Genomic DNA, 23,501 nt, shown 5'->3' with positions numbered 1-23,501 from the left:
ATTGCCCATTAGGCTAATATCTGGCCCCTCTCGGAGCCAGAGCATTGTTATTAGTGTTTGATAATATATAAATCTTTAGTATGTAAGTTATCTAATGGGTCTTTACCACTATAACCACCAACGTAAGGTTTCACTAAACGGGTGTTAACGTAGTAGTAAAGCGGAACAATGCCTGAATCTTTATCGAGTAACTTTTCAGCTTGTTGATATAAGGCCGCTCGTTCTTCGTCTGTTTTCACCTGTAATGTTTTCTTCATCACAGCATCAAAGTCCGTATTTTTATAGTGAACCGTGTTGTTACTACTGTAGGAAAGCAGCATATTCAGGAACGAAGATGGTTCGTTATAGTCCGCGCACCATCCTGCGCGGGCAACATCATAATTACCTTGATGTCGGCTATCCAAGAAGGTTTTCCACTCTTGGTTTTCGAGTTTAACGTCTGCGCCGATATTTTTCTTCCACATAGAAGAGGCAGCAATCGCAATACGTTTATGCAAATCTGACGTATTATATAGTAAGTTGAATTTTAATGGGTTTGCTTTGTTATAACCCGCCTCTTCCAGCAATTGTTTCGCTTTTTCATTACGCTGTTCCTGAGTCATATTGGCGTACCAATCTGGTTTCTCAGTTTTCATGCCGCTGGTAAAGGGTGGAGTAAAACCATAAGCGGGGATATCTCCCTGCGCTTTCACTTTATAGGTGATAGTGTCTCTGTCCATCGACAGTTTTAATGCTTCACGAACACGCGGGTCGTTAAATGGTGGTTTTTCGTTATTAATTTCATAGTAGTAAATACACAGATAAGGATTTACACGTAACTCATTGGGCATGTTTTGTTGTAAGCTTTTAAATTGCTCAATAGGTAAGTTGCTATATGTCATATCAATTTCACCACTTCGGTAGCGGTTTACATCGGTGACTTCAGACGAAATTGGCAGGAAAGTCACTTGATCAATAACTGTATTCGCATTGTCCCAGTAAGTTGGGCTGCGCTCTAATACAATACGCTCGTTAACAGTCCAATCTTTCAGTTTATAGGCTCCGTTACCCACAAAATTTTGGGGTTGTGTCCATTTAGCTCCATTCTTTTCAATCACTTTTTTGTTTACTGGAGACATGGATGAGTGAGCTAATAATTTAGGAATATAAGGAACGGCTTCACTGAGCGAAATCACTAATGTTTTGTCATCAAGCGCTTTGACACCAAGTTCTTGCGGTTTTTTCTTACCCGCAATAATATCGTCAACATTTTTGATATGCGCGTATTGTAGGTAGCTTGCATATGGAGAGGCGGTATCAGGGTCTGCTAAACGTTGCCAACTATAAACGAAATCCTCTGCCGTGACAGGGTCACCATTTGACCATTTTGCCCCATCACGAATTTTAAACGTCCACTCGGTAAAATCTTTGTTTTCCCAGCTGGTTGCTGAGCCAGGTAAAATTTCCCCATCTGGCCCAACAATAGTAATCCCTTCAAATAGATCCCTTGCTAAAGCTGACTCTGGTACCCCTTCAATTTTATGTGGATCTAAAGACTGTGGCTCTGAACCGTTATTTCTGACCATCACTTGCTTTTCAGCAAGTTCAACACCAGCTGGAACCGTCGCAGCAAAACTGGTTGCTATTGACCCCATCGCTAACCCAGCGGTAACGCTAAGTGCAATAATCGATTTATTGATTAATTTACTCATCTTATCGGTTACTCCCATACATATTTATTATGATTGTGTGTTGATGCAGGTTTATCTTAGAGATAAACACTTTTTATAATTATTTGGATATTATTTATTAGGTTCACTTATATATAACCGTTTAATATCCGTATAATCAAGGGGGTCTTTACCTTTAAATCCACCAACGGTGGGTTTTACCATACGTGCGCTGACGCGATAATAGACAGGAACTAACGCAGAGTCCTTGTCTAACAAGGCTTCAGCTTGTTGATAAATCTGATGGCGCGCTTGTTCATCTTGTGCAGTTAACGCTTGGGCAAGTAATGCGTCAAACGTGGCGTTTGAATAGAAACCAGTGTTATTGCTGTTGTCCGTTAACATCATATTTAAAAATGCAGTTGGTTCATTGTAATCAGCACACCAAGTCGCCCTTGCAACGTCGTATTGCCCTTCATGACGGCTTTGCAGTGAAGTTTTCCATTCCTGATTTTGTAGCGTAACTTTCGCACCAATATTTTTTTGCCACATAGAAGCGGCAACAATCGCTTGCTGTTTATTTTGGTCTGACGTGTTGTATAACAACGAAAATTTCAGGGGATTCTCTTTGGTGTAACCCGCTTCTGCCAATAGTTCTCTCGCCCGTTGATAACGCTGCTCAGCGGGTAAACTGGCCCACTGCGGTGGCTCAAAATTGCCATTATTAATAAATGTTGGTGTGAACCCATAAGCCACGGTTTGGCCTTGGTTGATGATTTTATTCGTAATGGTTTCTCTATCTAACCCTAATTTAATAGCCTCCCTCACTCTAGGGTCATTAAATGGTGGGCGTTTATTATTAATTTCATAATAAAAAGTACACAAATAAGGCCTTACATATAACTCATTGGGCTTTTCTTGCTTCATCTTTTGATAAAGCGCGGGCGGAATAGCGGAATTGCTGATATCGGTTTCCCCACTGCGATAGCGGTTGATATCACTAACTTCAGAAGAAATTGCGAGGAACGTCGCTTGGTCTATCTGGCTCTGCACATTATTCCAATATAACGGATTACGTTTTACAACAATGCGCTCGTTAACCACCCATTTATCCAGCAAATATGCCCCATTACCCACAAAATTTTGTGGTTGAGTCCATTTATCACCATGTTTTTCAATTGTCTGTTTATTAACAGGCTTCATCGCTGTATGGGATAGCATATCAACAAAATAGGGGACAGGATGGCTTAACGTGACTTGTAAGTGATGAGGATCTAAGGCTTTTACGCCAAGTTCATTGACAGGCTTTTTCCCTGCCAAAATAGCATCTGCATTTAAAATATAAGCGTTTTGTAGGTAACTTGAATAAGGTGAGCCCGTTGCTGGATCCGCGAGACGTTGCCAGCTATAGACAAAATCTTCCGCAGTGACAGGGGTTCCATCACTCCACTTTGCGTCATCTCTGAGCGTAAAAATCCAAGTAATGTAATTATCATTTACCCAGTTTTTTGCCACACCTGGTGTCACTTTGCCATCGACATCAGTATAAACTAGGCCTTCTAACAAATTTAAAATAACATTACTTTCAGGCACTCCCTCCACTTTGTGCGGGTCAAGGGAAGCCACTTCTGAACCATTGTTAATCACAATTGACTGTACAGGTTTAACAATATTGGCACTCATTGATGATGTCGTAATAAATAATGACAGTGCTCCCAAACCCATTGCCGTTCTTATCATTTTATCCCTCATGATTAGCAACCTTCGCAGTAATTAACGAAACCTTTTATCTAGCCGAACATGGCCAAATGCACCCTTTGAATATGAATAATTAAAACAATTAATTAACATTTGTTAGTTAAAAATTTCATGCTATTTCTAAAAAAAACTCATCAATACACCATTAAACACATTAAAATCAATGCTATACCATAAACCCCATCATATCGTACAGCATGTCCCCCCTTCACACTTCCAAACATATCATTAACAAACACCAATTAAAATAGTGAATAAATTTACGTAGCTCACAATTCCTTACTTTTTATCCCTGTTTTAGCAAAAAATGCGATATTTAATTACAGATGTGACTTTTATTATTGCTGATTGTTTGTTGTGAAAGAGATTAGATAACGACATATCCTGCTATTGGATACCACAATACTGTTTTTGAAAGGCGATAGTTTTTCTCAATGCTGCTGTCAGCAAAATGCATAACAGCAGCATTGGAAAGAGGTGTTTTAGAGTAAACCTGGGAAAAGTGCTTTAACCCCTGTGACGATAAATTCGATGCCCAACGACATCAATAATAATCCCATAATACGCGTAACAACGTTGATCCCTGTCTGCCCTAAATAGCGTACTAATAACGAAGCGGAGCGAAATAATAACCAACAACAAAAGGCAAAGAAAATACTGGTTAGGGCTAAACCCAAGAAATTTTGCCAGCCATGCCACCTTGAAGACCAAACAATACAAGAACTTATTGCTCCAGGGCCAGCCATTAACGGTAATGCCAGAGGCACAACACCAATGCTGTCGCGAACCGCTGTTTCTGTTTTTTCTTGTTTATTCTGTTTGTCTTCACCAATTTTCCCGCTGATCATCGACATTGCGATGGTGACAATCAATATCCCCCCTGCAATACGGAATGAATCAATAGAAATCCCAAATAATTGTAAGATTGAATCGCCAATTAATAATGACGTACATAAAATAATAGCAACGGAAGTATTCGCAATGGTATTGGTTTTATTTCTCCCTGCATTACTTTGATAATTAGTCATACTGATAAACACAGGCAAAATACCCACAGGGTTTACCAATGCAAATAAACCGATAAAAAATTTAATGTAGCCCGATAAGTCAAGTAATGCTGCACTCACTCATTCATTTCCTTAAATAACTCTTGTTAGAGGTTTATTGATGTCTTAAATAATTTTATCACTGATGCAGTAAATTTCCTTGAGAAAAGCACTAATTTCTGTGAATGTCTCTTTTTACCCCATTTTTTGTTAGCTTTATTATCAATCTCGACGCATTTAGCTTACTTATGTGAAAGTTAATTAATACACCAACAACACTATTTCAAATAGTACAAAAATAGCCATGCTGAAAGGTGTCAGCTTGCCATTTTCGTGATTTAGATCACTTTATTTAATTCCTGTTTTGTTAATCTATCCTTAACTGATAGACAGAGTTAATGGTGAACCAATCATCAATAATTCACGTTTTAACAAGGTTTTTAAGCCAATAGGCGATGATGAGCTACGTTATTATAGATATTATCTATACTTTCTTTTTTAAGTGGTCTTTTTTAAACCTCTTTATAATAGATACATTGCTCATTGGCTTAAAAAGTTTAACATTTATCAGGAGTAATCTATATGTCCGTAACTAACGTTACCGAACTCAATGAACTCGTTGCTCGTGTCAAAAAAGCTCAACGCGAATTCGCTAGTTTTTCGCAAGAAAAAGTAGATGAAATCTTCCGCGCTGCTGCCCTTGCTGCTGCTGATGCACGTATCCCTCTCGCAAAACTCGCGGTAGAAGAGTCTGGAATGGGTATTGTTGAAGATAAAGTGATCAAAAACCACTTTGCCTCTGAATATATCTATAATGCCTATAAAGATGAAAAGACCTGCGGTGTACTTTCTGAAGACCCAACATTTGGTACGATTACAATCGCAGAACCTATTGGGATTATTTGTGGTATCGTACCAACCACAAACCCAACATCAACAGCCATCTTTAAATCCCTGATTAGCTTAAAAACCCGTAATGCCATTATCTTTTCTCCGCACCCTCGCGCAAAAGTAGCCACTAACCGTGCCGCCGAAATTGTTCTTAATGCCGCTATCGCAGCAGGTGCGCCAAAAGATATTATTGGTTGGATTGATTCCCCATCAGTTGAATTATCCAATGCATTAATGCATCACCCTGATATTAACCTGATCTTGGCGACAGGTGGCCCTGGTATGGTTAAAGCGGCTTACAGCTCAGGAAAACCCGCTATTGGTGTAGGTGCAGGAAACACCCCTGTGGTTATTGATGAAACTGCAGATATTAAACGCGCAGTGGCTTCTATTTTAATGTCCAAAACCTTCGATAACGGTGTTATCTGTGCATCTGAGCAATCTGTTGTCGTTGTCGATGAAATCTATAGTCAAGTACGTGAACGTTTTGCAAGTCACGGTGGCTACTTACTGCAAGGTAAAGAACTCAAAGCTGTTCAAGATATCATCTTAAAAAATGGCAATTTAAACGCAGCTATCGTGGGTCAACCTGCTTATAAAATTGCAGAGATGGCTGGCATTACGGTGCCAATCAATACAAAGATTTTAATTGGTGAAGTGAAACTGATCGATGATTCAGAGCCCTTTGCTCATGAAAAATTGTCTCCACTGTTAGCCATGTACCGCGGCAAAAACTTTGAGGATGCAGTATCGAAAGCTGAGCAGCTGGTTGAGATGGGCGGTATTGGCCACACATCTTGCTTATATACAGACCAAGATAATGAACATGAACGTGTCAATTATTTCGGTCAAAAAATGAAAACGGCGCGTATCCTGATCAACACCCCTGCCTCACAAGGTGGGATTGGTGACTTGTATAACTTTAAATTAGCCCCTTCTCTCACACTCGGCTGCGGTTCTTGGGGGGGTAACTCTATCTCTGAAAACGTTGGTCCTAAACATTTAATTAATACCAAAACTGTGGCGAAGAGAGCTGAAAATATGTTGTGGCATAAACTTCCAAATTCAATCTACTTCCGCCGTGGCTGTTTACCTATCGCCCTAGAAGAAATTGCAACTGACGGTGCAAAACGTGCATTTATTGTCACCGATGGCTATTTATTTAATAACGGCTATGTGGATGAAGTGGTTAATGTCCTCAAAAAACACCATATCGAAACCGATGTTTTCTTTGAAGTTGAAGCTGACCCAACGTTAACAGTTGTTCGTAAAGGTGCGGCACAAATGCAAGCTTTCCAACCTGATGTCATTATCGCATTAGGTGGCGGTTCTCCAATGGATGCGGCGAAGATTATGTGGGTCATGTACGAACACCCTGAAACACATTTTGAAGAGCTGGCGTTACGCTTTATGGATATCCGTAAACGTATTCACCGTTTCCCGAAAATGGGTGTGAAAGCAAAATTAGTTGCTATTACAACAACATCAGGTACAGGTTCTGAAGTCACACCATTTGCAGTTGTCACCGACGATAAAACAGGTCAAAAATACCCATTAGCGGATTATGCATTAACGCCTAATATGGCAATTGTCGATGCTAACCTTGTAATGAACATGCCTAAATCGTTAACTGCTTTTGGTGGTTTAGATGCCGTCACCCACGCATTAGAAGCTTATGTCTCCGTGTTAGCTAATGAGTTTACCGATGGTCAAGCTTTAAAAGCGCTAAGCTTATTAAAAGATTACCTGCCAGCAAGTTATCATGAAGGGGCTAAAAACCCAGTGGCACGTGAGCGTGTACACAATGGTGCAACCTTAGCAGGTATTGCCTTTGCTAACGCCTTCTTGGGTGTTTGTCACTCAATGGCACACAAACTGGGCTCTGAGTTCCATATTCCTCATGGTCTTGCGAATGCATTGCTAATTTGTAACGTTATTCGTTTCAATGCGAATGATAACCCAACCAAGCAAACTGCTTTTAGCCAATACGACCGTCCTCATGCACGCCGCCAATATGCTGAAATTGCAGATCATTTGGGGCTCACAAATGCAAATGACCGTACGGGTGTTAAAATTGAGAAATTATTAGCGTGGTTAGATGAAATTAAGGCTGACTTAGGCATTCCTAAATCTATCCGTGAAACAGGTGTTTCTGAAGCTGATTTCTTAGCCCGCGTTGATAAACTGTCAGAAGACGCTTTTGATGACCAATGTACAGGGGCTAACCCACGTTATCCATTAATCTCTGAAATTAAACAGTTATTACTGGATTCATATTATGGCCGTGAGTTTATTGAACATACAAGTGCACCATCTGCGGAAGTAAAGACAGAAAAAAAAGTTGTTGAGAAAAAGACGACAACGAAAAAAACGGCAGAGAAAAAATCATCTAAAAAATAATTTTTTGGATAATTAAATAATAAAGGCACTGCAAATGCAGTGCCTTTAATGTTTTACAAGTCAAATAATGCTATTAATCACAATCATATATTAGAGAAATTATACACAAGGGCTTTCATTAAAAGCCCATAGGTCTATTCTAAAAATAGGTTATTTTTCACTTTCCATTTTATTTTTCGTTTAATTGAAGTGAATAGCTTTTTTAGGAATAGTCCCTGCGTTCATTAATTTAGCTTGTTCAATCGCATCTGAATAATGCTTGCGACACACAGAGATGTATTTCTCATTTCCCCCTATATCCACCTGTGCGCCCTCATAAACTGGGATCCCATCACTTCCTACACGTAATACTTTATTCGCTTTACGGCCGCAGTAACAGACTGTTTTAAGCTCAACCAATTTATCAGCCCAAGCAAGTAAATATTGGCTTCCTGCGAACAGTTCACCTGCAAAATCAGTGCGTAAACCATAACATAAAACAGGGATATCGCAGTTATCAACGATATCGCATAATTGCGCTACTTGTTCTTTTGTTAAAAATTGACACTCATCAATAAGAACACAATGTACTTTCTGTGTGCTATTTTCACGTTTAATAATCTCTGCCATATTTGTCGATGGTGAGAATAATAACGCTTCAGCTGATAGCCCAATACGTGAGGATACCCTTCCTAGGGCAAAACGGTTATCAATTTCTGCCGTGAATATCAATGTTTGCATCCCTCTTTCGTTATAGTTATACGATGACTGTAACAAAGACGTTGATTTCCCCGCATTCATTGCTGAATAATAAAAATAAAGCTGAGCCATCTCGCTGTTTCCTCAAAAATTATATTCGAAATAATTTTATCATAAAACATATCATTAGATTAACTATAACCACTCTTTCTCACCTTTACTTATTGAAAATTTAACTCTTTTTACGTAAACATATCTGTATTTTATACTTATAATGATTATCTTATATGCAATAAAAACCAGTTCAATATTAACGACAAATGTTTTTGCTGAAGCACTGATGGCAAAAACCTCATCAAAAAAAGAAAATTTAAGTTAATCCCTGACATCGCTTCATTTTGAGCTAAAGTAAAAAAGACCTTTTACTCATTTTACAGAATATTAAGTTAGTAAAACTTTTTCATATTGCTATTTTTTTCATTAGTTCAGTTATTGATAATAGTGGTATATATATCTACGAAAAGTTTATATTTCTTTTGTAAAAAAATTGCATTCGTTAAAGATTACTTTTAAACTAGGGGCGTAATTTAGCTATTGCAGAATTTAAAATAGCATTCTATTATTACTGTACACATGCCAACAAATAATTTGAGACCAGGAAAATGAGCGAATCATTAAAAGCGTTAAATAACATCCGTACTCTTCGTGCTCAAGCTCGCGAAGTTACTTTAGAATCTTTAGAAGAAATGCTGGAAAAATTAACGGTCGTTGTTGATGAGCGTCGTGATGAAGAAAGCCAAGCACGCGCGGAATTAGAAGAACGTAACCGTAAATTGGAAAAAGTTCGTGAAATGATCCTAGAACAAGGCGTAGATTTAAATGATCTTCTGCAAACTATGGACTCAGGTAAAACGACAAGCACTCGTGCTAAACGCGCTGCACGCCCTGCTAAATACAAATATGTTGATGAAAACGGCGAAACAAAAACGTGGACTGGCCAAGGCCGTACACCTGCTGTAATCAAAGTTGCTATTGAAGAGCAAGGCAAATCGTTAGACGATTTCTTAATCTAATCAACTAAACACGTATTCTAAACACCCTTTTTAAAGGGTGTTTTTATTTATAGCCTTATATATTATTTTATATTTCTCTGTGTCAGAAGTATCTTCATGCATATAAAACCAGCATCCTAATTTCAATTATTTCATATAGACTTCTCTTAAAATGCGTATTCTTCGTTGTTCAAATGCCTAAAAAAATTAAATAAAATATTGTTATAGTAAAGAAATGTAATCTTAATTAGAAATAACAGGTGCATAGACAAGCATTTATTGACCTACCCTGTAAGCATATTTTTAATACTTTCATCGTAAAAGCTAAATGCCACAATTGTTGCATTTGCAATGTAAGATATACCACTTAATACTTAGCTACTGGCATTAATATTACCGATTTATCTGCACAAAAAAGGCTAACAGATAAAATTAGCCTTTAATAAAATTTGACGGATTGAAGCGATTTAGGTTTATTTAATGTTTGATGACAATTCTTTCACCCACTGTGTAAAATCATCGCCCAATGTATCGTGCTGCATTCCATATTCAACAAAAGCTTTCATGTAACCTAATTTATTTCCGCAATCATGGCTTTTACCACATAAGTGGTAGGCTTCAACAGGCTCGTTATTTTCCATCATTAAAGCAATTGCATCAGTTAATTGTATTTCATCACCAGCACCTGGTGTTGTCTTCGCTAATGCACCCCAAATCTTTTCAGATAATACATAACGGCCAACAATGGATAAATTAGATGGTGCTTCGTTTTGTTTTGGTTTTTCAACCATACGTAAAATCTTTTTACTATCGCCAGGTTGTAAGCTTTCACCATTACAATCCACAATACCGTAATTAGAAACTTCCTCTTCGGGTACAGGTTCGACCAAAATTTGACTCGCCCCTGTTTCCTCGAAATGTTCAAGCATTTCACGTAAGTTAAATTTAGTTAAATCTGTGCTGTAACGATCTAAAATTACATCAGGTAAAATTACTGCAAATGGTTCTTCGCCAACCAGGGGTTTAGCACATAAAATAGCGTGACCTAACCCTTTTGCGATTCCTTGGCGCGTTTGCATAATCGTAACATGACTTGGGCAAATAGATTGCACCTCGTCGAGTAATTGGCGCTTAACACGGGCTTCTAAAATGGCCTCTAACTCAAAGCTTGTATCAAAATGGTTTTCAATTGAGTTTTTAGAAGAATGTGTGACAAGGACAATCTCATTAATACCCGCGGCAATACATTCATTAACAACATATTGAATCAACGGTTTATCAACGATTGGTAGCATCTCTTTAGGGATCGCTTTCGTTGCTGGAAGCATCCTTGTTCCTAATCCCGCAACGGGGATTACCGCTTTACGCACCTTACGTTGTGTCATTTTATACTCCATATAATTTCTGCACACCTTTACCTCATTTTTCAAAAAAGTGAATGAGGTTTTTTTAGTGCGCAGAAGTATATCAGGAATTATTAATGAATAAATAGCGATGAGTCTGATTAGCTTTATTTGGCGCTTTACTGTGAGTCATTTTAAGATAATGCTAACTTTCAGGGTTAAACATAAGTTTTATTTTCTGGCTGTTATTACGAATTAAACACTGCCAAGCCGTTCCTTTTACTTCTAAATGATTCGGATGGTAGAATTTTAGAGCACCCAATGGAATACTTCTGTCTAATTTAAAATGGGATTCTTCTGTAGTCACTTCCGCTTCTAAACCTGCACTTGCCATAATAATCGCTTTATTCTGAGTATTAAAATACCCAAGAAGTAGAGGAAAATGGCCAGTAAACCCTGAGTCTTCTAGCAAATGATTTATTTGATTAATAATTTTATCAATATTTGGTAGTTTTTTATCTGGGTAGCTCACCGCGTTTTTCAACAAATCATTGAAAACAACACGAATCAAAAACGCAGCCATGATCCCCTCTTGTGCTGAGCGCTCTGTATCAATGCAATAAAAACCGATTTGGCTTTCTGAAATTGGCGCTAAATCTAGCAACAGTCCAAATCGGTTGGCTTCATTCAATTGGCGATAATTAATTCGATAACCATTAATAATCTGATGCACTGGTGGCTGCAATTGTTTCAAGACGGCTAGCATATCTTGCGTATTACTTTGCATCAGAGACGCAATCTGGTGTATTTCATCACCAATTTGAGTGCTAAGATCATCTTCTTCGGGATAGAGAGCAGACAAAATTGTAATTTTGACTTCATCTAAATTCTTTATTGGCTTAAGTAAAGCATCCTTTGCACCAAGACGAAACATGCGATCAAGTTGAGTAAAATCTGTCGTTGCAGAAATAACGATCACAGGTGTGGTTATATTACTAGCAACCAATTCACGCATGAAGTCTTCCCCATTCATCACTGGCATATTTAGATCACAAAGAATAATATCAGGGTCAATTCCCTCAACCGTCAACATCTCAATCGCTTGTTGGCCATTACTTGCGGTATAGATCTCTAGCTCTAAACTTTCTAAGTACGTTTTCAAGATAGTACAGAAGGTGATTTCGTCTTCGATTATCAATATTTTTCTATTTTTCATTTGATACCTACCGCAATAACCCTGTTTAATTAACAATACTATTATTCATATAATAAAATCATTTTTCATCCATCATTTGAGTATAGTGATTTTTCAACCTTCTACTTATTTTTATCGAGAGTATTATGGATCACCAAGAAGAAAGTAAGTGCCATTGTGGCAGCAGAGCACAATTTGAACATTGCTGTGCCCCATTCTTACGCAATGAAGCCACCCCAGAGACGCCTGAACAGCTTATGCGTTCACGTTATAGTGCCTATGTATTGCATAACGCTGATTATTTAATTGAAACATGGCATCCAGATTGCAATGCACAAGAGTGGCGGCAAGAAATGACAAATAGCTTCGAGCATACACAATGGGTAGGGCTCCGTGTTATTAGTTCTTCTTATGCTAAAAACGCCGATGAAGGCTATGTCGAATTTTCGGCTTGCTTTATTGATGAAAAAGCTGATCATAAACAGCTTATTCATGAACGTTCCCGCTTTATTCGTTTGAATTCGCGTTGGTATTATCTCGATGGTATTACCCCCAAAGTTGGACGTAACGATTTGTGTCCCTGTGGTTCTGGCAAAAAATATAAAAAATGCTGTGAATAAAACGAATACTTTTCGTTATAAACACTAAATACTATCTACCTACGCGAGTTCATTACGCCGTATGTATTAGCCTGAAAAATAAGGCTCTGTTAGTTAAGGATTAGGCAGTTTCATGCAACACAAAATTGTACAAAAAAAAATCCTCAGGACTATTTGCCCTGATGCGAAAGGATTAATCGCAAAAATCACCAATATTTGTTACAAGCACCAACTCAACATTGTGCAAAATAATGAATTTGTGGATCACCATACGGGTCGTTTTTTTATGCGAACAGAACTTGAGGGTATTTTTAATGATGAAACCCTCCTCGCCGATCTTGATGACGCATTACCCGCGGGTTCAAAACGTGAGCTCAATGCTTCTGGCCGCCGCCGTATTGTTATCATGGTGACCAAAGAAGCACATTGTTTGGGTGACTTGTTAATGAAGAGTGCTTACGACGGGTTAGATGTTGAAATTGCAGCCGTTATTGGTAATCACGACACATTGAAAAATTTGGTTGAGCAATTTGGTATTCCATTCCATCATATTAGTCATGAAGGTTTAACTCGTGAACAACATGATGAAAAGATGACGGCGCAGATTGATCAATATCAACCTGATTATGTCGTTTTAGCAAAGTATATGCGAGTTTTAACCCCTGAGTTTGTCCAGCATTATCCTAATCAAATTATTAATATTCACCATTCATTCTTACCTGCTTTTATTGGTGCACGCCCTTATCATCAAGCTTATGAGCGTGGTGTGAAGATTATTGGCGCTACCGCACACTTTGTGAATGATAACTTGGATGAAGGTCCTATTATCACGCAAAACGTGATTAACGTTGACCATACATTTACAGCGGATGATATGATGCGAGCAGGTCGTGATGTTGAAAAAAATGTCTTAAGTCACGCATTGTATTGGGTGTTGGCGCAACGTGTATTTGTATATGGTAACCGCACTATCATTTTATAAACAAATACACGTAAGCCCTTTCTAGTAATAATTTGTAGTATTTACAATCATTAAGAACAAAAAAACAGCAAACGAATGTTTTTTGAAAATTAATGCTTTACAGCGGCGCGTCATTTGATATGATGCCGCCCGCTGTGACCGATTACAGCAATTCAAAATCTGGTGGGATACCCAAGCGGCCAAAGGGAGCAGACTGTAAATCTGCCGTCACAGACTTCGAAGGTTCGAATCCTTCTCCCACCACCATTTAAAGACACTCTACACCAAGCTTATCAACGACCCCCATAAAACGATTTAGTACACTTGAATGTGCCTTTGACTTATAGACATAACACTCGCTCTGTCCCAATAATTTATTCAGTGATATATATATTAATGACTTATCGATTAATTCTTCTTCAGGATAGTGATCAATAATGCCAATAAAATCACCATCTTGAATAAAACTCTGGCAACAACCAATATTATCCATTTGCCTCACACTCACTTTATTATCGAGTGTTTCTATTTTTTCTAATAAATCACTCATCAGTGAACTTTTATAAAACGCAGGATCACAAAGCCATGTGCTTTCTTGTAATAATGCGACAAGGTCATGATTAAATTTCTCATAAAGAGCCTTACGACAGTAAATACCCAATGGTGAATTCTCTATTTTTTTTTGTAATGAAAATCGTTCACTTATCACTTGTTCAGAACTTAAAATCAGTGTATTTCCATCATAGTCAACTATTTCATCCACCTCATCATAATTAAACCTTAATATATTTACTTGTACATTATTTTGGTGAGCTGCTTGGTAAAGATTAATCAAATGATTTTCCTTTCCCCAGTCATAGTAAATATTTGCTTCATTGACAATATAACCTGAAAAATGTTTTTTAGTGATTTCCTTCTCCTGCAAGTACAGATCTCTAAGATCATTATAAAGTTCCTGGCCATCCTTAGTTAATGTCATTCCAAATTTTTCTCGTTTAAAAAGCCGTTTACCTAGGCTTGTTTCGAAGTCCTTGATAGACTTAGCGATAGGAGGCGTCGTTCGGTTCATCACTCTCGCAGCTTTACTTAACGAGCCATTTTCAACAACCGCCATAAACGCCTCTAATTTTCTTGAAAAGAACATATCTATGACCCCATTCTATTTATTAATATGTTAATCAACAAAATTATTATCCAATAGATAATATATTGATTATCCCATAACCAAAATCATTCAATAAAAAATAAAATTTAATTTTTTATTGAATGAGTAACAATATTTCATAAAAGTATTTTTATAATTTCCAACATAGCAAAGCAATATATTATACTGTTTCTTTTAATTATTTTTTATGCCACCACTATTAAATCACATTAAAATGCAAATAACCAATTGACTTTAAATGAAATTAACAATGCTTATTCCAAATAATTAACAACCATTTTTTAATCATCAACCATAACTTTATATTAATGACAATTGAATCACACACAATAAATTATAAATAATTAAATATATCCTTATTTATTTTTAATATAGCTATTTTCCATTACACCCCTAATTCATATCTTTAATTAATTGTTATTTTGTATATTAGCCAATAACCACTATCATATGGGTTACAGTGACGATTGCATCTGTTAGAATTAACCATAAGAATATTAAAAATAGGTGATAAAAATTCATGAAATTCATATCGTTTAACATCAATGGTCTTCGTGCTCGCCCGCATCAACTTGCCGCTATCATCGAAAAACATCAACCTGAGGTCATCGGCTTACAAGAAACCAAAGTACATGATGATATGTTTCCTTATGATGAAGTGAGCCAATTGGGTTATCATGTTTTTTATCACGGCCAAAAAGCACACTACGGTGTTGCGCTTCTGACTAAAAATGAACCTATCGCTGTCCGTAAAGGCTTCCCGACTGATGATGAAGAAGCTCAACGGCGAATCATTATGGCTGACATTCAAACAGAGCGGGGATTACTCACTGTAGTCAATGGTTACTTCCCTCAAGGTGAGAGCCGTGACCATCCAACAAAATTTCCTGCAAAAGAAAAATTTTACCGTGACTTACAAAGTTATGTGACTTCCACACAAACTGCGGACTCCCAGCTACTCATCATGGGTGATATGAATATTAGCCCAACAGATTTAGATATTGGTATTGGCGATATCAACCGTAAGCGCTGGTTAAAGACAGGAAAATGTTCATTTTTACCTGAAGAACGAGAGTGGCTAGACAAGCTAATAGGTTGGGGTTTAGTTGATACTTATCGCGCAAAAAACCCAGATGTCGATGACCGTTATTCATGGTTTGATTACCGTTCGAAAGGTTTCGATGATAATCGTGGTTTACGCATCGATTTATTACTGGCATCCAATAAGCTAGCAGAACGCTGTATTGCAACAGGTATTGATTATGAAATTCGTGGAATGGAAAAACCGTCTGATCATGCCCCTGTTTGGTCTGAGTTCGATTTAACTAAATAGTTAATATTATGTGGAAAGGCGCTCAAATCAGCGCCTTTTTATTGACTTAGCCATCCGCTTTCTTCTTACTTTTCTTCGCAGTTTTAGCCATTTTCTTACCACCTTTACTTGGCGGCGGAGGTAACTCTCTAAATGCTCGTAAATTAGTAAACTGGCGTGCGTGATGAATAAGCTGTATCAATGTTTCACTCAGTGGATGCATAAAATCATCATAACGAGTTTGCTTTTCACTGATTTGCGTTAAAACTGATTCCCAGTGCGCTGTCATATCAGGCAACGTAGCCATGTCAGGCAATACATGAATCAAGGCTCTTCCTGCAGGAGATGAATGAATATATCGCCCTTTTTTATACAGAAACTGGCGTTTAAACAATAAATCGATAATCCCAGCTCGGGTTGCTTCAGTGCCAAGACCATCTGTTTCTCGCAATACTTTTTTTAATGCTTTATCTTGAACAAATCGCGCAATACCCGTCATAGCAGAGAGTAAAGTGGCATCAGTAAAAGGCCTCGGTGGCTGAGTTTGCCTCTCAATCACTTCTCCTTTTTCACACAAAAGCTCATCATCTTTAGCAACAACAGGCAATGGCATCCCATCGTTTTCAGCATCACGCTCTTTCCCGCCTAAAACAACCCGCCAGCCTGCTTCAGCTAAGAAGCGAGCTTTGGCAACAAATTTGCCCTTTTCAATTTCCAGTTCAATCGTGCATTTGCGAAAAATAGCATCAGACATAAACTGGATAATATATTGGCGTGCAATTAGCTGATAAATATGATTTTCATTTTCTGTTAATTTTACTGCTGTTGCTTTAGCTGTAGGGATAATCGCATGGTGAGCATCAACTTTTTTATCATCCCAGCAGCGGTTTTTCTTATCTAATTCAGGTAATTCAAATTCTATTAAATCAGGTTGATGAACCGCAATTGCATTTAATACACTATGTCGCCCTGCAAAGTGCTCATCGGGTAAATAACGGCTATCTGAACGTGGATAGGTGATTAATTTATGGGTTTCATATAAGCGCTGGCAGATATCCAACACTTCTTGCGCACTTAACGCGTATTTTTTAGCTGCTTCTATTTGTAATGCAGACAATGAAAAAGGCAGTGGCGCAATTTCAGACTCTCGTTTGTCTTGATACAGCGTGACAATTGCGGGTTTTCCCTCAATACGAGATACGACATGCTCAGCCAACGGTCGATGAAATAAGCGCCCTTCTTCATCCTGATAATCAATACAAGACTCACTCGGTTGCCAAGTCGCAACAAAGCGTTCATCGTTTGGGGTGACAATGTGCGCTTTCACTTCAAAAAAGTCTTTAGGCACAAAATGTTCTATCTCTTCATCACGCCTCACTACCAGCCCTAAAACAGGGGTTTGTACTCGACCAACAGAAAGAACACCTTGATATCCGCCACGTTGCCCTAGCAACGTGTAAGCGCGAGTCATATTAATACCATACAACCAATCTGCTCTTGCCCTCGCAAGGGCAGATACACACAATGGGATAAACTCGCGGTTTTCCCTTAACCGGTCAATAGCGCGCTCAACGGCTTGGGGATTAAGGTCATTGATAAGGCAACGTTTAACGTTTTTGCGTTTTTCCACATCAAGTTTTAGAAAATCGAGCACTTCATCCACCAGCAACTGACCTTCTCTATCAGGGTCTCCTGCATGGATCACAACTGTTGCTTGTTTAAGCAGTGCTTCGATGGTTTTCAGTTGTTTGGTTACTGCGGCACGCGGTTTTAGCTGCCACTTTTCAGGAATAATTGGCAAGTCTTGCAAATTCCAACGCGCATAGCGTGGCTCATAAGCATCGGGCTCAGCCTGTTCAAGAAGGTGACCAATGCACCATGTGACCGTTTGGCCATCACCGCATTTAATAAAACCATCCCCCCGCTGGTGAGGTTTTGGTAGTACATCGGCAATCGCTCTAGCGAGGCTCGGTTTTTCCGCAATAAACAAACGCATGAATTAATCTATCACTTCAACTAGTGGGACATTGTCCTGATGGGGGAGTAATCTTCCGATAGACTGTAGCAAAACACCTTGCTGCTGTGCAATCTCTTTAATTTTAATGACTTCAGATGGTTTTACAGCAATAAGTAACCCACCAGAGGTTTGAGGATCACACAATAATTGACGCTGCATATCACTCATAGGACCAATAAGATGACCATAGCTATCAAAATTACGTGATGTTCCGCCTGGCACACATCCCGCTTCGATATATTTTTCAACATCGGCTAATTTTGGCACTTTGCTAAAAGAAACCTGTGCGCGAACGCCAGAACCTTCGCAAATCTCACTTAAGTGACCAAGTAAACCGAAACCTGTCACATCCGTCATTGCAGTGACACCTTCTAGGGGGGCAATCACGGCGCCGAGTTTATTCAACTGGCACATGGTTTCTGCGGCAAGGTGCTGGTGCTCTTCTTTGAGTAAACCTTTTTTCTCCGCGGTCGTTAGCACGCCAATACCGAGTGGTTTTGTCAAAAACAGCTCACAATCTGCTGTTGCAGCACTATTTTTTTTCACATACTCCGTGTTGACGACCCCCGTGACAGCCAAGCCAAAAATAGGCTCAGGGGCATCAATAGAGTGCCCACCCGCAAGGGAAATTCCAGCATCTGCACAAGCAGCACGACCACCTTCAATCACTTCACGAGCAACCTCTGGTGGTAATTTAGCGATCGGCCATCCTAAAATCGCAATCGCCATAATCGGCTTACCCCCCATAGCAAAAATATCGCTAATCGCGTTGGTTGCCGCAATGCGCCCAAATTCAAATGGAGAGTCAACGATTGGCATAAAGAAGTCAGTGGTACTGATGATCCCAATACCATTACCTAAATCATAAACAGCAGCATCATCCTTAGTTTCATTGCCAACTAACAAATGTGGATCATGAAATTTGGCTTGTTCTGTATGTAAAATCTGTTCTAACACTTTCGGGGCAATTTTACAGCCGCAACCCGCTCCGTGACTGTATTGCGTTAGCCTAATTTTTTCAGTCATTATTGTTCCCTTAAAAATGTGTGATAAAACTGTCCATATCTGGTGTTTGAACTTTTGCTGGTGCTTTTAGTTCTGGAGTGCCTAAGTAAAGGAAACCGACAATACGGTCATTTTCTTCGCAACCTAACCCTGCACGAACAACGGCATCTTCTGTCCATGAACCTGAGCGCCAAATCCCACCAAAACCTTGTGCAACTGCAGCCATTTGCATCGCTTGGACAGTACAACTCGCGGCAACTAATTGCTCCCACTGTGGCACTTTAGCGTGATCTTTAATTTTCGCGATCACTGTGATGATTAAGGGTGCACGAAAAGGTGCATTACGTGCTTTTTCTTCAACTTCTGCACCTAGTTTGCCTTCAATCGCTGCTTTTTCTAGCAATTGACTAAAGCGCTTAATACCCGCATCTTGCATAATAACGAAATGCCATGGGCGTAATGCACCGTGATCGGGTGCTCTCATTCCTGCCGCAAGAATGTTGTTAAGTTCTTCGCCTTGTGGTGCTGGTGTAGTGAGTCTGGAAGCTGAACGACGGTTCAACAAAAGAGTTAAAGCATCCATATTGGTCTCCGATTAAGAGTAGACTGATTTGATAATCATTCAATCAGGTAATTATACCCACACAACCTATTGTTATAGTAAGCTTATCGTTACACTCTGACTTGCTTGACGATTAACGTGGGTTGCATTAATTAGATTATTAATTCATTGAATTATATCATTTGTCATGAGTGAAAAATATCATTGTGGCATTGTATATCGCGCATAACGGATTTGTTATGCATAAAAAATGATTCATTATCAAATAACTGTATTGTTAATAAATCAAATTTAAAGCAGTATCCAAAATAGTTTGTGCCACAAGTAGGCGGCAAGCGATTGAGTCCCTAGGAGCATACATAAGTCTGTGACTAGAGCGAGTGAGTGAAGCCAACAACCTTGTGGTGCAAAATAAGATAACAAGCAGTATCCAAAATAGTTTGTGCCACAAGTAGGCGGCAAGCGATTGAGTCCCTAGGAGCATACATAAGTCTGTGACTAGGGCGAGTGAGTGAAGCCAACAACCTTGTGGTGCAAAATAAGATAACAAGCAGTATCCAAAATAGTTTGTGCCACAAGTAGGCGGCAAGCGATTAAGTCCCTAGGAGCATACATAAGTCTGTGACTAGGGCGAGTGAGTGAAGCCTGCAACCTTGCGGTGCAAAATAAGATAACAAGCAGTATCCAAAATAGTTTGTGCCACAAGTAGGCGGCAAGCGATTGAGTCCCTAGGAGCATACATAAGTATGTGACTAGGGCGAGTGAGTGAAGCCAACAACCTTGTGGTGCAAAATATGAAGGATAGGAGAAAAAATGCGTCAAATATGGGACATCCTCGCCACCATCTTTAAAATCAGTTGGAAGGCACTTAACTTTATTCGGGAATTCGTTTTCAACGCGATTTTCCTTGTGCTGTTCTTCATTGTGATTGGGTCTTTTGCCCTTTATCACTCAGAATCTGAGCCTGAAAAAAATTACTATGGTGCGTTGTATGTAGACTTACAAGGCGTGGTGGTTGACCAAGTCTCTGCACCTGACCCGTTCGGGCGTATGAGCCGCGAATTATTAGGCACCTCTAATAATCGGATGCAAGAAAACTCTTTATTCGATATTGTCGATACCATTCGCACTGCCGCCGATGACGACCGTATTACAGGTATGGTATTACGCCTTGATAACTTAGTCGGAGCAGATCAACCTTCCCTTGCTTATATTGGTAAAGCCATTGCACAATTTAAGCACAAAGGTAAGCAAGTTTACGCTGTAGGTAACCATTTTTCTCAACCACAATATTACCTTGCAAGCTTTGCAGACGATATCTATCTTACACCACAAGGCTCCGTTGGCTTATATGGTTTCGCTACAAACAGCATTTACTACAAGTCCTTGTTAGAAAAACTGAAAATTAGCAGCCATATTTTCCGTGTCGGAACGTATAAATCTGCGGTTGAACCCATGATGCGTGATGATATGTCCCCTGACGCGCGCCTTGCGAATCAGCAATGGTTAAATGCTTTATGGAACAATTATTTGGATGCTTTAGCGACTAACCGTAAAATGACCACTACGCAGATTTTCCCTGGAGCTGATACAGTCCTTAGCCAATTACGTGCAGTTAAAGGTGATAGCGCTCAGTATGCATTAAAACAAAAATTGGTTGATAAAGTGTATACCAATGAGCAAGTCGAAGAGCTCCTCAGCAAGCACTTTGGTTGGAATAAAGACGATAAGCAATTCAATAATATTAGTATCTATGATTACTCAGCTAAGATTGCCGATACCACCGCAAACCAAGGCGGCAACATTGCCGTCATCGTAGTGCAAGGCGCAATCATGGATGGCCCACAGACGCCTGGAATTGCTGGGGGGGATACCATAGCAGCACAAATCCGCGATGCCCGCCTTGATGACAATATCAAAGCCATTGTTCTACGTGTGAATAGCCCAGGGGGAAGCGTTAGTGCATCTGACCTTATTCGCAGCGAATTAGCGTCCGCCCATGCTGCAGGTAAACCTGTTGTTGTTTCTATGGGCGGTATGGCGGCATCAGGCGGTTACTGGGTTTCCACACCTGCGGATTATATTATTGCAAGCCCAAATACGCTAACGGGCTCAATTGGTATCTTTGGTGTAATTAATACCTTTGAAAAATCACTGGATTCTATTGGCGTATACACTGATGGGGTTTCCACTTCACCACTTGCCGATATCTCCATAACAAAAGGGATCAACCCACAATTTGCAGATATGATGCAAATCACCATTGAAAATGGTTATGACACCTTTATTAATCTTGTAGCAAAAGCGCGAAACAAAACCCCTGAGCAAATAGACAAAATTGCCCAAGGCCGTGTTTGGATTGGTCAAGATGCATTGAAAAATGGTCTTGTCGACCAACTGGGTGATTTTGATGACGCCGTGGATAAAGCCGCAGAATTGGCTAAACTGTCAGAAGTACAATTGGATTGGATGAAACCAGAATTGTCCTTTATGGACCAGCTGCTACTTGAATTAACCAGTAATGTTCAAGCAGCCATGCCTGATGTTCTGCACGTGTTTTTACCACCCGCTGTTGCAACAGATATCCGCCAACAAGCTCAATTTTTCTTAAAAATGAATGACCCACAAAACCGTTATGCATTTTGCTTAAATTGCGCTGAAATTAACTAATCGCCATCCCCTCTAGCTTACTGGAGGGGATTTCTCTCACTAGATACTCAGTTCACCTCATTTCAATCTACAAATTAGCAATTTAACGATAGTAATACACCAGTAATTACGTCAAAATTCGGATAATTATTTTCACTTCTCCATGCGCTAATAAATTAGGTAATCAAATGCAGAAGAAATCTATTTATGTCGTTTATACTGGCGGCACCATCGGCATGCGTCACTCACCGCAAGGTTACATACCTGTCTCAGGTCATTTACAAGCGCAATTGGCTCAGATGCCTGAATTTCACCGTCCAGAAATGCCTGAATTCACAATTCGCGAACATCAGCCGTTAATCGACTCATCCGATATCACCCCTGAAGATTGGCAAATCATTGCAGATGATATTTGCCAACACTATGAAAAATATGATGGGTTTGTCATTTTACACGGCACGGATACCATGGCATTTACAGCATCCGCCCTTTCTTTTATGTTTGAAAACTTAAAGAAGCCCGTTATCGTGACAGGGTCACAAATTCCATTGGAAGCATTACGTTCTGATGGTCAAACTAACTTATTGAATGCCTTGTATTTAGCAGCAAATTATCCCATTAATGAAGTAGGATTATTTTTCAACAATAAATTGTACCGTGGTAACCGTACAGTCAAAGCGCATGCAGATGGTTTCGATGCCTTTAGTTCCCCGAACTGCTCACCGTTGATGGAAGCAGGTATTCATATTCGTACTTTTAATGCTTGCCCCGCCCCCATTGGCGTCGGGGAATTCAAGACACACCGCATCACACCTCAACCGATTGGCGTTGTCACGCTCTACCCTGGTTTATCTATTGATATTGTTCGTAATATCCTTCAACAACCCGTCAAAGCATTAATCTTGCGCTCTTATGGGGTCGGGAATGCACCTCAGCAGCCTGAATTACTGCGCATTCTACGGGAAGCGACTAACCGTGGGATTATTGTGGTCAATCTAACACAGTGCATTTCAGGGCGTGTGAATATGGAAGGCTATGCCACAGGACATGCCCTCGCAGAATCAGGGGTAATTAGTGGTTATGACATGACTTTTGAAGCGGCATTGAGTAAATTACATTATTTACTGAGCCAAGATTACACACCTGCGCTGATCCGCGAATTAATGCAAAATAATTTACGCGGTGAATTGAGTTACGCTGATGAATAACTGAGGAAATG

The 23,501-nt window shown here is 39.4% G+C and carries 17 protein-coding genes and 1 tRNA gene; 8 read left to right on the top strand and 10 right to left on the bottom strand.

Going from position 1 to position 23,501, the window contains the following annotated elements:
* Positions 1-50 precede the first annotated feature (50 nt).
* From oppA to ACE2AL_RS09935, 3 genes are all read right to left on the bottom strand, one after another.
* Positions 51-1,691 (bottom strand): oligopeptide ABC transporter substrate-binding protein OppA, encoded by a 1,641-nt coding sequence (gene oppA / locus ACE2AL_RS09945; RefSeq protein WP_273803157.1) that lies wholly within the window; start codon positions 1,689-1,691, stop codon positions 51-53.
* A gap of 90 nt (positions 1,692-1,781) precedes the next feature.
* On the bottom strand, positions 1,782-3,389 hold the full coding sequence (locus ACE2AL_RS09940) for an ABC transporter substrate-binding protein (protein WP_371007206.1): 1,608 nt from the start codon (positions 3,387-3,389) through the stop codon (positions 1,782-1,784).
* A gap of 500 nt (positions 3,390-3,889) precedes the next feature.
* The gene (locus ACE2AL_RS09935; protein ID WP_206086132.1) at positions 3,890-4,534 is read right to left on the bottom strand and encodes a YchE family NAAT transporter; all 645 of its coding nucleotides are present in this window, start codon (positions 4,532-4,534) and stop codon (positions 3,890-3,892) included.
* Between the two features lie 501 nt (positions 4,535-5,035).
* Between ACE2AL_RS09935 and adhE the strand changes: the two genes are divergently transcribed.
* On the top strand, positions 5,036-7,744 hold the full coding sequence (gene adhE / locus ACE2AL_RS09930) for a bifunctional acetaldehyde-CoA/alcohol dehydrogenase (protein ID WP_206086133.1): 2,709 nt from the start codon (positions 5,036-5,038) through the stop codon (positions 7,742-7,744).
* A gap of 180 nt (positions 7,745-7,924) precedes the next feature.
* Here adhE and ACE2AL_RS09925 read toward each other — a convergent pair whose 3' ends face one another.
* Positions 7,925-8,554: a thymidine kinase gene (locus ACE2AL_RS09925; protein WP_206086134.1), complete on the bottom strand. Its 630-nt coding sequence runs from the start codon at positions 8,552-8,554 to the stop codon at positions 7,925-7,927.
* Between the two features lie 530 nt (positions 8,555-9,084).
* On the opposite strand from ACE2AL_RS09925, the gene hns reads away from it, so the two are divergent.
* Complete coding sequence (gene hns, locus ACE2AL_RS09920; RefSeq protein ID WP_206086135.1) at positions 9,085-9,495, top strand: histone-like nucleoid-structuring protein H-NS; 411 nt, start codon at positions 9,085-9,087, stop codon at positions 9,493-9,495.
* Positions 9,496-9,947: 452 nt separating this feature from the next.
* On the opposite strand, the gene galU is transcribed toward hns, so the two are convergent.
* The gene (galU, locus tag ACE2AL_RS09915; RefSeq protein WP_206086136.1) at positions 9,948-10,859 is read right to left on the bottom strand and encodes a UTP--glucose-1-phosphate uridylyltransferase GalU; all 912 of its coding nucleotides are present in this window, start codon (positions 10,857-10,859) and stop codon (positions 9,948-9,950) included.
* A 163-nt stretch (positions 10,860-11,022) separates the two neighbouring features.
* Positions 11,023-12,033 (bottom strand): two-component system response regulator RssB, encoded by a 1,011-nt coding sequence (gene rssB, locus ACE2AL_RS09910; protein WP_206086137.1) that lies wholly within the window; start codon positions 12,031-12,033, stop codon positions 11,023-11,025.
* 125 nt (positions 12,034-12,158) lie between these two features.
* Between rssB and ACE2AL_RS09905 the strand changes: the two genes are divergently transcribed.
* The 3 genes from ACE2AL_RS09905 to ACE2AL_RS09895 all read left to right on the top strand — a co-directional run bounded on the left by ACE2AL_RS09905 (position 12,159) and on the right by ACE2AL_RS09895 (position 13,839).
* Complete coding sequence (locus ACE2AL_RS09905) at positions 12,159-12,632, top strand: YchJ family protein (RefSeq protein ID WP_206086138.1); 474 nt, start codon at positions 12,159-12,161, stop codon at positions 12,630-12,632.
* A 112-nt stretch (positions 12,633-12,744) separates the two neighbouring features.
* A complete protein-coding gene (gene purU / locus ACE2AL_RS09900; protein ID WP_206086139.1) occupies positions 12,745-13,593 on the top strand; it encodes a formyltetrahydrofolate deformylase in 849 nt (282 codons plus the stop codon).
* Between the two features lie 161 nt (positions 13,594-13,754).
* Positions 13,755-13,839 (top strand) — tRNA-Tyr (locus ACE2AL_RS09895).
* Between the two features lies 1 nt (position 13,840).
* Here ACE2AL_RS09895 and ACE2AL_RS09890 read toward each other — a convergent pair.
* Positions 13,841-14,716: a LysR family transcriptional regulator gene (locus tag ACE2AL_RS09890; RefSeq protein ID WP_206086140.1), complete on the bottom strand. Its 876-nt coding sequence runs from the start codon at positions 14,714-14,716 to the stop codon at positions 13,841-13,843.
* Positions 14,717-15,257: 541 nt separating this feature from the next.
* On the opposite strand from ACE2AL_RS09890, the gene xthA reads away from it, so the two are divergent.
* Complete coding sequence (xthA, locus tag ACE2AL_RS09885; protein WP_206086141.1) at positions 15,258-16,070, top strand: exodeoxyribonuclease III; 813 nt, start codon at positions 15,258-15,260, stop codon at positions 16,068-16,070.
* A 46-nt stretch (positions 16,071-16,116) separates the two neighbouring features.
* Here the strand turns inward: xthA and ACE2AL_RS09880 are convergent, their stop codons facing one another.
* From ACE2AL_RS09880 to ACE2AL_RS09870, 3 genes are read right to left on the bottom strand one after another with little or no spacing between them, the layout of a single operon-like run.
* Entirely contained in the window at positions 16,117-18,045 is a 1,929-nt protein-coding gene (locus ACE2AL_RS09880; protein WP_375084289.1) for a DNA topoisomerase III, read from the bottom strand.
* A gap of 3 nt (positions 18,046-18,048) precedes the next feature.
* Entirely contained in the window at positions 18,049-19,092 is a 1,044-nt protein-coding gene (gene selD / locus ACE2AL_RS09875; RefSeq protein ID WP_206086143.1) for a selenide, water dikinase SelD, read from the bottom strand.
* Between the two features lie 10 nt (positions 19,093-19,102).
* Positions 19,103-19,654: an NAD(P)H nitroreductase gene (locus tag ACE2AL_RS09870; protein ID WP_206086144.1), complete on the bottom strand. Its 552-nt coding sequence runs from the start codon at positions 19,652-19,654 to the stop codon at positions 19,103-19,105.
* 792 nt (positions 19,655-20,446) lie between these two features.
* Here ACE2AL_RS09870 and sppA point away from each other — a divergent pair.
* Both sppA and ansA read left to right on the top strand, forming a co-directional pair.
* Entirely contained in the window at positions 20,447-22,303 is a 1,857-nt protein-coding gene (gene sppA / locus ACE2AL_RS09865; protein WP_206086145.1) for a signal peptide peptidase SppA, read from the top strand.
* 167 nt (positions 22,304-22,470) lie between these two features.
* Entirely contained in the window at positions 22,471-23,490 is a 1,020-nt protein-coding gene (gene ansA / locus ACE2AL_RS09860; protein WP_272539380.1) for an asparaginase, read from the top strand.
* Positions 23,491-23,501 lie beyond the last annotated feature (11 nt).

The sequence above is a fragment of the Providencia xihuensis genome, from assembly GCF_041953405.1.
GTDB classification, from domain to species: domain Bacteria; phylum Pseudomonadota; class Gammaproteobacteria; order Enterobacterales; family Enterobacteriaceae; genus Providencia; species Providencia vermicola.
The sequence above is the reverse complement of the archived record's forward strand: the minus strand, read 5'-3'. Positions and strand labels throughout refer to the sequence as shown.

What these genes read in the sequence shown, in the direction of transcription:
- ACE2AL_RS09925 (WP_206086134.1), bottom strand. Translation starts at nt 8,554, where the DNA reads ATGGCTCAGCTTTATTTTTATTATTCAGCAATGAATGCGGGGAAATCA.
- rssB (WP_206086137.1), bottom strand. Translation starts at nt 12,033, where the DNA reads ATGAAAAATAGAAAAATATTGATAATCGAAGACGAAATCACCTTCTGT.
- ACE2AL_RS09905 (WP_206086138.1), top strand. Translation starts at nt 12,159, where the DNA reads ATGGATCACCAAGAAGAAAGTAAGTGCCATTGTGGCAGCAGAGCACAA.
- hns (WP_206086135.1), top strand. Translation starts at nt 9,085, where the DNA reads ATGAGCGAATCATTAAAAGCGTTAAATAACATCCGTACTCTTCGTGCT.
- galU (WP_206086136.1), bottom strand. Translation starts at nt 10,859, where the DNA reads ATGACACAACGTAAGGTGCGTAAAGCGGTAATCCCCGTTGCGGGATTA.
- sppA (WP_206086145.1), top strand. Translation starts at nt 20,447, where the DNA reads ATGCGTCAAATATGGGACATCCTCGCCACCATCTTTAAAATCAGTTGG.
- ACE2AL_RS09870 (WP_206086144.1), bottom strand. Translation starts at nt 19,654, where the DNA reads ATGGATGCTTTAACTCTTTTGTTGAACCGTCGTTCAGCTTCCAGACTC.
- selD (WP_206086143.1), bottom strand. Translation starts at nt 19,092, where the DNA reads ATGACTGAAAAAATTAGGCTAACGCAATACAGTCACGGAGCGGGTTGC.
- xthA (WP_206086141.1), top strand. Translation starts at nt 15,258, where the DNA reads ATGAAATTCATATCGTTTAACATCAATGGTCTTCGTGCTCGCCCGCAT.
- purU (WP_206086139.1), top strand. Translation starts at nt 12,745, where the DNA reads ATGCAACACAAAATTGTACAAAAAAAAATCCTCAGGACTATTTGCCCT.
- adhE (WP_206086133.1), top strand. Translation starts at nt 5,036, where the DNA reads ATGTCCGTAACTAACGTTACCGAACTCAATGAACTCGTTGCTCGTGTC.
- ACE2AL_RS09940 (WP_371007206.1), bottom strand. Translation starts at nt 3,389, where the DNA reads ATGATAAGAACGGCAATGGGTTTGGGAGCACTGTCATTATTTATTACG.
- ansA (WP_272539380.1), top strand. Translation starts at nt 22,471, where the DNA reads ATGCAGAAGAAATCTATTTATGTCGTTTATACTGGCGGCACCATCGGC.
- ACE2AL_RS09880 (WP_375084289.1), bottom strand. Translation starts at nt 18,045, where the DNA reads ATGCGTTTGTTTATTGCGGAAAAACCGAGCCTCGCTAGAGCGATTGCC.
- oppA (WP_273803157.1), bottom strand. Translation starts at nt 1,691, where the DNA reads ATGAGTAAATTAATCAATAAATCGATTATTGCACTTAGCGTTACCGCT.
- ACE2AL_RS09890 (WP_206086140.1), bottom strand. Translation starts at nt 14,716, where the DNA reads ATGTTCTTTTCAAGAAAATTAGAGGCGTTTATGGCGGTTGTTGAAAAT.